The sequence below is a fragment of the Biformimicrobium ophioploci genome, assembly GCF_030270605.1.
GTDB lineage: Bacteria > Pseudomonadota > Gammaproteobacteria > Pseudomonadales > Cellvibrionaceae > Biformimicrobium > Biformimicrobium ophioploci.
Genome location: NZ_BSYJ01000002.1, coordinates 169,315 through 181,001, shown reverse-complemented (window position 1 = coordinate 181,001; position 11,687 = coordinate 169,315). Strand labels below are relative to the sequence as shown.

Genomic DNA, 11,687 nt, shown 5'->3' with positions numbered 1-11,687 from the left:
ATGACAACGCTGTCATTTATTGTCCACACTATGACAACGCTGTCAACTCACACTTCCCCCACCCCGCTTTGCTGGTACACTGTCGGCCATATGAGGCACAGGACTGCCCGCCGCAAGATAGCCGCGCTCATGCAGTCCGCACAGGGGAAGGAACACACCACGAATGAGCAAGGCCACCATCAATGACGTAGCCGAGCGCGCTGGCGTCTCGATCAAGACGGTCTCCCGGGTCATCAACAACGAACCCTCCGTCCGCCCGGCAACACGCACCAAGGTGATGGAAGCCGTTACCGCGCTCAACTACCAGCCCAGCCTTGCGGCCCGCAACCTGGCCGGTACCCGCTCCTACACAATCGCGTTTATCTATGACAACCCGAACGCCTACTATGTGATCGACATGCAGAACGGCATCCTGGAAGCCTGCAAGGCCCGGGGTTACGAACTGCTGATCCACCCCTCCAATTCCGCCACTGATGCCATTCATACTGAACTGGAGACGCTGGTGAACCAGTCCAAGGTCGCCGGACTGGTGCTGACGCCGCCTTTTTCAGAATCCCCGGAAGTGCTGGAGACGCTGCGCAAGCTCAAGGTGAACTACGTGCGCATTGTGTCCAGCAGCGCCGCACAGGACGATGAGGAAAACTGCATCCTGGTGGAGGACGGCACCGCTGCCCACGCCATTACCAAACATCTTCTCCAGCTGGGGCACCGCCGCATCGGCTTTATCAGCGGTGGCGAGGAGCACGTATCGACCCACGAGCGCCTGCAGGGCTATCGCGATGCGCTGGCAGGATTCGGGATTGAATACGACCCGGCGCTGGTGGCGAGCGGTGAATATTCGTTTGAGTCCGGCGTGAACGGCGCCAAGCAGCTGCTGGCACTGGAACCCCGCCCCACCGCGATCTTTGCCAGTAACGATGAAATGGCCGCGGGCGCACTGTTCGCGGCGCGCCTGATGGGCATCTCCATTCCGGAGCAGCTTTCCATCGCCGGCTTCGAGGACAGCCCGTTCTCGCGTCAGACCTGGCCCAAGCTGACCACCGCACACCAGCCCAACCTGGAAATCGCACGCCGCGCAGCCATGCACCTGCTGGCGCGCTCGCGTGGCGACAAGGAGCCGGGCAAACCGGACAGCAACCGCTTTACCCCGGAGCTGGTCACGCGCGAGTCGAGCGCGCAGGCGCCCGCCTGACTCCTGCCAGCTCTCCGCCCTGCAACACGGTACGGGTTTCAAAAACGCATGAATACATCCCTGTAGCTCCTGCGTGCCGTCCATGGCACGCAAGGTTTTGAAACCCGCCCCCTGTTGCACGCCCCAAATTCCCCGCCCGAAAACAAAAAAGGCCCCCTGAAAAGGGGGCCAAACATGACGAGAACAAACACCAAACAAGCGCGGGGAGCTTACCAGCTCCGCATTTTGTGTCCTTTCAGCGCGTAGAAAAGAATGAACAGGTAACAGGGCAGCGCTACCCAATAGCCTACCTGGGTATCCGCAGCAACCTCGGCAACCTTGCCGAATGCCAGCGGGATGATGGCGCCACCGGCAATACCCATGATCAGCAGTGCAGAACCCTGCGCGGTGAAACGGCCGAGGCCTTCCAGCGCCAGTGGCCAGATGGCCGGCCACACCAGCGCGTGCGCCATACCCATTATCGCAACCAGGGCAATGGTGTCAGGCACTACGGTCAGGCCCATCCAGCCCCACAGCGTGTCGGCGATCGCTGTACTTTCATTGGAACCCAACAGGATACCGGCAATACACAGGGAGCCGGCAATCGCAGAACCGAGCAGCGCCTGCTGCTGGCTGATCCAGCGCGGAATCGCAACCACGCCGATCAGGTAACCGATCACCATGAACCACATGGTGTAAGAGGTGAGTGAGGCGAAGTTGGTGAGACCAAGCTCTTCGCCGTAGAGGCCGATGGTGTCACCGGCGATCACCTCAACACCCACGTAAGCGAACAGCGCCAGGGAACCCAGCACTACCTGCGGGTACTGCCAGATAGCTTTTACGTCACTGATGAACTGGCCCAGCGCAGTGGAGCCTTCCGGCACCTCCACCTTCTCATCGATCTCCGGCAGGTTAGAGAATTTCACCAGGCCTACCAGTGCCAGCAGTACGCCAGCCATGACGATGTATGGCATTACCAGGCGGTTGGCGACTTCGTCGAGGCGCGCTTCGCGCTCGGCAGCACCCAGCTGCTCAAGGGATTCCGTAGTGAAGTCACCGATACCGGAAAGCACCAGCGCGGTGAATACCATCGGTGCCAGCACACCGGCGCCCTTGTTGATGATACCCATGATGGCAATACGGGTTGCCGCACTCTCCTGCGGACCCACGCGCACAACGTAGGGGTTGGAAGCAGTCTGCAGGATGGTCAGGCCAGCACCCAGTGCAAACAGCGCCAGCAGGAACAGCGCATAGTGGCCGGTCTGCGCGGCGGGGATGAACATCAATGCCGCAACCGCCATGATGCCGAGGCCGATCGCCATGCCATCGCGGTAGCCGGTGCGGCTCAGGATAAAGGACATGGGCAGGGCCATAACCGTGTAGGCGATATAAAACGCGAAGGTTACAAACATCGCCTGGAAGGCAGTCAGGTCACACAGCACCTTCAGGAACGGAATGAGGGAGCCATTGAGCCAGGTCACGAAGCCGAAAATAAAGAACAGCGTACCGATGATCGCCATCGGCAGCAGACTGCTCCTGGCCCCGGTTTCTTTACCAATAACAGCAGTATTCATAGTGCACCTTTTATCATTATTTTGGATCGTTACTTTGAGTCGTTATTTTGGATCGTTATCTTGATCGCTATCTAAATTGTTGTGTTGCTGCAGTAGGATTTCTTGTCTATCAATTGCCGGCTGCAGCAAAAACCTGGCTGCCTGCAATCCAGGTCCCCTGCACTTCCAGTGCATCGTCCAGCAGGACAAAATCCGCAGCCTTGCCCGGCGCCAGCACGCCGGCATCGATGCCGGCAAATTCCGCCGGGTAACGCCCGGCCATGCGCAGCGCTTCCTCCAGGGAAACATCACACCACTCGTGGATGTTACGCACTGCCGTAATCATTTCCAGCGCAGAACCGGCCAGTTCTCCGGTGGTCGACGTCAGGCGATCGCCCTCTCGGTAAACCGTGCGCCCGAAGAACGGAAAGCTCTGCTGGTCGGTGCCGATTGTGGACATGGAGTCCGTTACAAGCATGACCTTGCCCTGCGGTTTCGCACAGATAGCGACCTGCATCGCGAGCGGGTCTACGTGATGGCCGTCGGCAATCACTCCGCACCAGCTGTGCCTGTCTGCCAGCGCCGCACCGACCACACCCGGCGCGCGTGAATTCAGCTGCGACATGGCGTTGTACAGGTGGGTGAAACCACAGGCACCCGCTTGCAGCGCCGCCTGGGTAGTCACCGCGTCGGCGTTGGAGTGACCGACACAGACCTTCACGCCGTCATCCGCCAGCTTGCGGATATCCTCGACAGCGACCAGCTCCGGTGCCAGGGTAACGGACACAGTCCCGAGGTCCTTGCGCGTGTAGATCGCCATTTCCTCGGCGCCGATCGGGCGCAAACGGGTTTCGCAGTGGGTGCCCTTTTTTGGCCCACTCAGGTGCGGCCCCTCGAAGTGCACGCCAACAATCCCCGGCACCTTTTCCCGGATCGCCACTGCTATCGCTTCCGCCGCCTCGTGCATCACATTGACGCTGTCGCTGATCAGGGTCGGCAACATGGCAGTGGTACCGTAACGGCTGTGCGCCGCCATCATGGTGCGCAAGGTTGCTACCGTTGGATCGGTATTAAACAGCGCGCCGCCACCCCCATTAACCTGGGTGTCGACAAACCCGGGCACCACCAGCCCGGACAGCTGCTCTGCATCGCCAGCCTCAGCGCCCTCTTGCAGCGCAACGATTCGACCCTGCTCGACACTGAACGTGACGTCCTCGCGGATGGCGTCGCCGTCAAACAAGCGCGTGGCGAAATAACGGCTCATAGGGTCTGGGTGACCTTTTTCAGGCCCGCCGGCGCATCCGGGTTGATCCCCAGGCTGACCGCGACTTCTGCGACATCGAGGTAGAAGCGCTGCAGCAGCGCCAGCGGCGCCAGGCGCGGGTGCATGCCCTCAACCGGCACATGCATATTGATCATGGTCGCACCGCGACTCTTGATGTCCGCAATCTGCTCACAGTGTGCCTTGTAGGATTCGTCCTCAACCGGCACATCGATCACGGTAAGCTTGCGCTCCACCAGCGTCACAGGTCCGTGCAGGAATTCGGCACTGGAGAAGGATTCCGCATGGATGTTGCAGACCTCCTTCAGTTTCAGGGCGATCTCTTTGGTAACGGCATAGCCGGGGCCGCGCCCGAGTACTACCAGGCTGGAAACGTCTTTCAGCGGCTCACTGAACAGCTGGCGATCCGCATCAGCCGCTTCGCTGAGCTGGGCCGGCAACTGCTCCAGGGCGGCCTTCATTTCTGAGTTGTCGCTCCAGTAGGCAACCAGCTGCGCGATTGCGGACAAGGTAGCGAGATAACTTTTGGTGGCAGCGACCGCATTTTCCGGGCCGGCCTTGAGCGGTAGCACCAGATCGACGATGTCACCGATCGGTGCGGTTTCGTCGTTCACCAGGGCAACGGTATAGGCACCTGCCTCGCGTGCCATCTTCGCCTGCGCGAGGATATCGGGGCTGCGCCCGGACTGGGTGATCACGATCACCAGTGCATCCTTCAGCTTCATGCTGCGACCATAGACACTGGATACAGAGGGTGCCGCCGCCATGGTCGGCGTGCCGGTCTCGATCTCGATGAGGTACTTGGCAAATACACCGGCATGATCGGACGAGCCGCGCCCGACGATCATGACAAACGGTGGCGGCTTGTCGCGCAGGCGCTTGCCCAGCTGCTCCACCGCAGCGCTGTTGTTGGCCAATTGCTCGGCGATACGCTGCGGCGCTTCCAGCGCCTCGCGTTCCATAACTGTCTCGGTGAGGTTCTTCCTGGCTTGCGCGCTCATTAACTTTCCGCCTGTATACCAATCGCCTGTTGTTGCGGTGATACCGTTCCACCGCGCTTTTGCTTTGCATAGAGAATGCAGCCGATTTCCGGCTCACACAGCGGCTTGAAGATCTGCCTGGCAACGTCTTCATCGAGCCATGGCATCAGCACTTCTCCCAGCCCACCGATAATGGACAGGCGCGGCGGATTGGTTTCCAGCAGCTTGCGCGCCAGCGCACTGATATAACCCGCACCGTCTTCCACAATTGCCACCGCAATGGGATCGCCGGCATTCGCCGCTTTGAATACTGCCGCAGCCAAGCGGGCAAAATGGCCGGAGCCCTTGCCGGCTAACTGCTCGATCACACAGTCGGCGGTCTTGCAGTCAAGCAGCTGCAGCAGTTCATCGTGCATTTTTGAGGGGGGAGCCAGCCCGTCCAGGGCCAGCAGGGTGTGCTTTACGGCTTCAAGGCCGAACCAGGCACCGGAGCCTTTATCGCCAATCGCAAAACCGTGTCCGCCGAGGTTCAGGACTTCACCATCCACCACGGAGAAACCGCAGGAGCCGGTACCGGTAATAATCACTGCACCATCACTGCCCTTGTGCGCCCCGAGGCAGGCTGTGTGCAGGTCTGTGGTGAGGTACATTTCCGCGAACGGGTGCGCCCAGGCATTGACCTTGTTGTACAACCTGGAAAGGTTGACTCCGGCAAGACCGATACCGGCAACCATGGAGGAAAGTCGGGAGGGCTCGAGGCCGGCGTCGGCCATCGCGAGACCGGCGGAGCGCACGATGGAATCAATCGCCTGCGCATAGCCGAATAGGGGGTTGGCAGGCCCCGCTACCCCGGTCCCCAATACTTCGTCATTTGCATTCACGATGGTCGCGCGACATTTACTGCCGCCACCATCAATCCCGATAAAAAGCGGATCCATGCTCTCTGCAGGAGAAACCATCTGATTCAACCCTGTAAAACCCGATACCTGGACACCATCGGTCTTATTCTATGGTGATGTCCGCCACCGACCCGTTCGCTGCGGGCCGGGCAACTCTGAATTGTGGAAATACTAACTATAAATGACAGCGTTGTCATACTGTTTTTCGAAAGATTGCGGCATATCTGCACCTGCAGCTGAAAATTGCGCACAAATTGCACAACATGGGTTTAGCACAGTCGCGGATTGGCCAATCGTCAAGCAATGCGCCTTGCCTTTAAGAAGTGCGAGGCGCCAGTCGCTCAATAGCCGCCTTCAGGGCAAAGCAGACGGCACTAACGCGGCTTATTATTGTCAGGAAAGAAAGAGTCCAGATAAACACCGCAGACAATTCACATGGAAGTTTTATCCGCCGCAATGCAAAGGAAAAAAGACCAGCACAGAAAAACGCGATCCTTTGCCAGCAAGGTGCTGCTGGTGATTCTGGTATTGGGCCTGTCCGGCTGCTCGACGCTGCGCCTGAGCTACGGCTATCTGGACTGGTGGCTCAGCTGGAAACTGGGCGATTACATCGAGCTGAATGAAACGCAGTCCGACCAGTTCGCCGCACAGGTAGATGCCTTCCACCAGTGGCACCGCACCACCCAGCTGCCCGAGTACGCCGACATGCTGGAGCAGATGGCCGCGGATGTAGCGCAGGGAGAGGTCGACAGCACCTGGCTCATGCGAGCCAGCGACCGCTTCGAGCGACTGTGGGAGGCCAGCGGCCAGCAGCTGATTACCGGCGTGGCGCCGGTTGCCGGCTCCCTGTCCCGCGCGCAACTGACAGAGCTCGGGGAAAACCTGCGCGAGCGCAACCGCAAGGACCTGAAGGACTGGAATGGTGAATCCAGCAAGCGGGTAAAAAAACGCGCAAAGCGGATGAAGAAAAATTTGAAGCGCTGGCTCGGCAGGCTCACACCGGAACAGAACCGTATCGTTGACAATTGGGCCGCCAACCTGTCCAGCTTCCTGCAGCAGCACATTGCCCAGCGCGAACTCTGGCAGGGACAACTGCTCGCGCTACTGTACGCCCCGCCCGCCACCTTCGAGCAGGACTTTACGCGCCTGGTGGTGGACCCGGAACACCTCTGGTCCCCGGACTATCGCGCCCATATCGAGGCGCGCCAGCAGCAGGTCATTGAGATGATCGCGCAGATACTGGCCACAGCAAGCGAAAAACAAAAGGCGCACCTGATCGGAGAGCTACAGCGCTACGCGGATGATTTTCGCTACCTTGCGGCACAGGGCGATCAGCCCGATACCGTCCGCCAGAGCACCCAGGCGCCGATCAGCATGAAGCCCAGCCCGGCAACATAGCCCATTACTTTTTCATCGATGTAATGGGACAAAAGCGTGCCGGCGAGTACGCCGATTCCCGATGCAACGATCAGCGCCGCGGACGCTGCGGCGAACACCAGCCATTTATTGACTTCCTTATCTGCCGCGAACAGCATTGTCGCCAGCTGGGTCTTGTCCCCCAGCTCGGCAATGAAAACCGCGGCAAAGACTGTCGCGAAAATCTTCCAGTCCAATGTCATTCCTCACAATCAGTTTTCTGTGCGGAGTATACTGCCAGAACGCTTCGCGATTGCGCATGATGGCGTTTCAAATCGGTCCAGCAGGGGTGCTATGAACAACACAACGGTTATCGAGGCAGAGAAAGGCACGCAGGGACAGCTGCAGGCAAAGGAACAGGAACTGGCGAGGCATTACGAGCGCCTGTGCAAGCAGGGGCTGAAGCTGGACCTTACCCGCGGCAAGCCCTCGGAGGCACAACTACAGCTCGCAGCCGGGCTGGATGGCATTCTAGCAAGCGACTGCCGCGCGCCCGACGGCACCGATTGCCGCAACTACGGCACCTCGCAGGGGCTCACCTGCACGCGCAAACTCGGCGCAGATCTGCTTCAGGTCCCGCACGAGGAAGTCATCGCCGCGGGCAACAGCTCCCTCACCCTTATGTACCAGGCGGTGCTTACCGGATACCTCTACGGCTTCGGTGGCGATGCACAGCCCTGGCGGTCGCTCGAGCACCCGAAATTTATTTGCCCATCGCCGGGTTATGATCGTCACTTCACCATTTGCGAACAGCTCGGCATCGACATGGTAAGCGTACCCATGACCGACATCGGGCCGGATATGGACGCCGTGGAAACACTGCTGCGTGAGGACCCGGAAATTGTCGGTATCTGGTGCGTACCGAAATATTCCAATCCAACCGGCGTCACCTACCACCAGGATACACTGGAGCGCCTGGCGCAGGCCTCGACCCACGCCAGTCCCGGCTTCCGGATTTTCTGGGACAACGCTTACGCTATCCACGACTGGTTTGAGCACACCTACTTGGGGGACATGCGCAGCACCTGCCTGGAGTACGGCGTCGACGACAAGCTGATCCAGTTCGGCTCTACCTCCAAGATCACGTTTGCCGGGGGCGGCGTGGCCTTTGTCAGCAGTACCGAGCAAAACCTCGAAGCACTGGCCAGGGTAATGAACGCCATGTCGATCGGCCCGGACAAGGTCAACCAGCTGCGCCACTCACGGCTGTTCGCGGAATTTACCGGGTTGCGCGAGCATATGGCCGGCCACGCCGAGATCCTGCGCCCCAAATTCGAGTGCGTTTACCGGCACCTGCGCGAGCATTTTGACGGGGACGGGCCTGAGCAATGGCACGAGACGAATGGCGGCTACTTCGTATCGTTCAATACGCGCCCGGGATGCGCAAAGTACGTAGTGGAACTGGCTGCACGCGCCGGGATCAAACTGACCCCTGCCGGAGCGACCTTCCCTTACGGCGAGGACCCGCAGGACAGCAATATCCGCATTGCGCCCACCTACCCTCCGCTGGACCAGCTGGATACGGCGATGGCCACATTTGTACTTTGTGTGGAACTGGCGGCGGTGCGCCAGCAACTGGGCATGATCTGAAGGCCGGACTCAGCTGTCGGATTCGCCGGGGCGGCGGCCCTGGCCACCAAACGGGAAATGGGCGACCTTGTCGCCCTTCACATCGACAACCTTGCCGACGCCTTCCTTCTCGACTTCATCGATGCGAACAATACTGTGCATGGGGATGTAGGAACGCTTCACGGCGGCAAACTCGTTCTTGAGCTTCTCTTCGGCCGGGTCCACAACCAGCTGCGCGCGCTCGCCGAAGACAAATTCCTCAACCTCGATAAAGCCGTACATCTCGCTCTGGTAGATCGCACGGGCGTATACCTCGAACACCTGGTTCTGGTTATAGAAAATGACTTTGTAAATCGGGTTTGCCATCTGTGAATTACCGGTTTCCGGACCGCTGGTTTTGAAAAAGCGCGCAAGCATAGCATAGGTTCCACTGAGGGCATCAACCTGACCTTTTCGGTCCAGGGCTGGAAGCGGACGCCGCAACTGCTATGATGGGAAGCCTGCCTGGCAAGTGGTGCAGATGAGGTCGGCCGGGCATTACACGATATTACAAAAAACGCACATACCTCCGCCCCTATGCGCCAGATCATTTCTGAACTAAAGCGTCGCAACATTTTCCGCGTAGCCGGCGTGTATGTTGTTGTCAGCTGGATCATTATCCAGATCGCCGTGGCAGTGGAGGCACCGCTCAGCCTGCCGGGCTGGACCGATACCATGGTCATCATCCTGCTGGCGCTGGGGTTGCCGGTCAGCATGGTTTTTACCTGGGCATTCGAGATCACACCGGACGGCATCCGACGGACCCGCGCTGAGAAAACTGACGCCCCCAAGCCAGGCCTGCGAGTAACAGACTGGGCACTGGCCTTGTTGATCATCGTACTGATTGGTGTGTCTGCACGCCCCTACTTTGCACCAACAGGTAGCGCAACAACTGACCTGGCCACGTTACCCCCCTCCATTGCGGTGCTGCCATTTGCGGATATGTCACCGGACAAGGACCAGGAATATTTTTCCGACGGTATTTCCGAAGAGATTCTCAACGTCCTTGCCAAGACCAGTGGTCTTCAGGTGGCCGCGCGCACCTCATCTTTCTCCTTCAAGGGTCAGGACGACGACATTCGCAAAATCGGTGAACTGCTGGATGTTGCCCATGTGCTGGAGGGTTCGGTACGCAAGTTCGGCAATCGTGTGCGTATCACCGCACAGCTGATCCGTGCGGACAATGGTTACCACCTCTGGTCCGAAACCTACGACCGCGACCTCAAGGATATTTTCGCGCTGCAGGATGAGATTTCTGCACAGATCCTCGGCGCCATGAAAGTGCACCTGCTCAATGAGCAGCCGCGCTCACACGCCGTAAACGAGAACCTCGAGGCCTATGACTATTACCTGCGCGGCAAGCATCTTCAGGCAAAACGCGTACCAGAGGCCATTGAAGAGGCAGCTAACCACTTCGAGAAAGCAATTGCCCTCTCACCGCAGTTCCCGGAAGCGCATGCGGCACTGGCGCAGAATTACATGCTCATGCGCAATGGGATAACCACTTACGGAGAGATGACTGATGAGCAGGCAAGAACGCTGGCCGGGCCTCACGTGAAACTGGCACAGTCACTGGCACCGGATCTGCCGGAAGCTCATGCGCTGGTGTATTTCATGGCGGATACCGAGAAAGAAAAACGGGCCGGCCTGACCAGGGCGCTCGAGCTCAACCCTAACTATTCCGAAGCGCTGGCATGGCGCGCCCTGCTCAACATGCAACACGGCCGCCCTGGCGATGCGCGAGCAGACCTCGAGCGCGCCAGGAAAACAGACCCGCTGTCTCTCCTGATCAACATAAACCTTGCGAATTTATACCTGGAGTTGCGACTGCTCGATGAGGCGCGGACGCCTATTGAAACCCTGCGGGCCATCGCACCGGAATCGCGGCAGACAAAAGGGATCCTGCACCGCTTATCGATTGTGGAAGGCAACTATGCGGAAGCTGTCGCGCGCGCCCTCAATATGGTGAAAACCAGAACATACACCATATATACGCTCTACTGGCTGAATGGATATTTACCGGCAATCAATATCTCCACTGCACCGCTATACGATGCTTATGAAGTAAACGGAAAGGCATTCTGGAAGGCCGATGAAGCCTGGAACAACGGTGACCTGGATCTGGCATTGTCCCTCACGCGTAAACACTTCAAGTCATCCAAAAAAGAAGATCCGTTTTCAACTGTCCAGTATGCCGGATTGCTGTTCATGCACGGAGAACAGCAACAAGCGAGAGCGCTGGTGGAATCCATGCTGGCGCGGGGCAATGAGCAATCACTACCGCCGTGCCTGTTACATAGCCAAGTTCTTTTCGTCGGAATGCAATTTGAAGAAGCATTGAAAACAACAGGTGAGCTTTGCGCCAAGATGTTCAGCCGTCCGCCTGAAGAAATGAGCTGGGAAAAAAGCCAGACCGGCTTTGCCTACTTTGCCGTTCGCGGCGAGACAGAGGCCGCCATTGCCCTGCTTGAGAACGCTGTAAAAAAAGGTGCACCGCTTTTACATTCCAGCTACCGCCTCGCCATTCCCTATGTTGCGGACCACCCAAAACTTGCCGGCCTGCTCAGTACCCTGGAACAACGTGCTGCAGCATTGCGAACCGAGGTACTGGACGGTCTCGCCCGTCTCGACCCTGAACTGCACGCCCAGTTGATGCTCGCGGATACGACCGTCCACTAGCGACGGGAACCTGTTTTCGATCCGGTCCCACAGACGGTCCCAGCGAGTCCTGCTGGTACTTCTCCCCTATCCCGCTATAATGCGCCGTCCATAATTCAC

The 11,687-nt window shown here is 58.8% G+C and carries 10 protein-coding genes; 4 read left to right on the top strand and 6 right to left on the bottom strand.

Annotated features, from left to right (window positions below; translation table 11 throughout):
- Positions 1 to 163: 163 nt before the first annotated feature.
- Positions 164 to 1,192 carry a LacI family DNA-binding transcriptional regulator gene (locus QSJ80_RS04240; RefSeq protein WP_285763057.1) on the top strand — a complete coding sequence of 343 codons (1,029 nt, stop codon included), beginning with the start codon at positions 164 to 166 and terminating at the stop codon, positions 1,190 to 1,192.
- Between the two features lie 209 nt (positions 1,193 to 1,401).
- Here the strand turns inward: QSJ80_RS04240 and QSJ80_RS04235 are convergent, their stop codons facing one another.
- The 4 genes from QSJ80_RS04235 to nagK all read right to left on the bottom strand — a co-directional run bounded on the left by QSJ80_RS04235 (position 1,402) and on the right by nagK (position 5,945).
- Positions 1,402 to 2,745: a sugar MFS transporter gene (locus tag QSJ80_RS04235; RefSeq protein WP_285763056.1), complete on the bottom strand. Its 1,344-nt coding sequence runs from the start codon at positions 2,743 to 2,745 to the stop codon at positions 1,402 to 1,404.
- 109 nt (positions 2,746 to 2,854) lie between these two features.
- A complete protein-coding gene (gene nagA / locus QSJ80_RS04230) occupies positions 2,855 to 3,988 on the bottom strand; it encodes an N-acetylglucosamine-6-phosphate deacetylase (RefSeq protein ID WP_285763055.1) in 1,134 nt (377 codons plus the stop codon).
- Positions 3,985 to 5,007, bottom strand: coding sequence for a glucosamine-6-phosphate deaminase NagB-II (nagB-II, locus tag QSJ80_RS04225; protein ID WP_285763053.1), 1,023 nt, complete (start codon positions 5,005 to 5,007; stop codon positions 3,985 to 3,987). Before nagB-II ends, nagA begins: the two co-directional genes overlap by 4 nt.
- Positions 5,007 to 5,945 carry an N-acetylglucosamine kinase gene (nagK, locus tag QSJ80_RS04220; protein WP_285763052.1) on the bottom strand — a complete coding sequence of 313 codons (939 nt, stop codon included), beginning with the start codon at positions 5,943 to 5,945 and terminating at the stop codon, positions 5,007 to 5,009. Before nagK ends, nagB-II begins: the two co-directional genes overlap by 1 nt.
- A gap of 396 nt (positions 5,946 to 6,341) precedes the next feature.
- On the opposite strand from nagK, the gene QSJ80_RS04215 reads away from it, so the two are divergent.
- Complete coding sequence (locus QSJ80_RS04215; protein WP_285763051.1) at positions 6,342 to 7,283, top strand: DUF6279 family lipoprotein; 942 nt, start codon at positions 6,342 to 6,344, stop codon at positions 7,281 to 7,283.
- Here the strand turns inward: QSJ80_RS04215 and QSJ80_RS04210 are convergent.
- Entirely contained in the window at positions 7,217 to 7,498 is a 282-nt protein-coding gene (locus QSJ80_RS04210; RefSeq protein WP_285763050.1) for a TMEM165/GDT1 family protein, read from the bottom strand. The genes QSJ80_RS04215 and QSJ80_RS04210 overlap by 67 nt on opposite strands.
- A 115-nt stretch (positions 7,499 to 7,613) precedes the next feature.
- Between QSJ80_RS04210 and QSJ80_RS04205 the strand changes: the two genes are divergently transcribed.
- On the top strand, positions 7,614 to 8,891 hold the full coding sequence (locus tag QSJ80_RS04205; RefSeq protein WP_434219170.1) for an aspartate aminotransferase type Ic: 1,278 nt from the start codon (positions 7,614 to 7,616) through the stop codon (positions 8,889 to 8,891).
- 9 nt (positions 8,892 to 8,900) lie between these two features.
- On the opposite strand, the gene QSJ80_RS04200 is transcribed toward QSJ80_RS04205, so the two are convergent.
- Positions 8,901 to 9,236 carry a DUF1820 family protein gene (locus QSJ80_RS04200; RefSeq protein WP_285763048.1) on the bottom strand — a complete coding sequence of 112 codons (336 nt, stop codon included), beginning with the start codon at positions 9,234 to 9,236 and terminating at the stop codon, positions 8,901 to 8,903.
- A gap of 210 nt (positions 9,237 to 9,446) precedes the next feature.
- On the opposite strand from QSJ80_RS04200, the gene QSJ80_RS04195 reads away from it, so the two are divergent.
- Positions 9,447 to 11,588 (top strand): tetratricopeptide repeat protein, encoded by a 2,142-nt coding sequence (locus QSJ80_RS04195; protein ID WP_285763046.1) that lies wholly within the window; start codon positions 9,447 to 9,449, stop codon positions 11,586 to 11,588.
- Positions 11,589 to 11,687 lie beyond the last annotated feature (99 nt).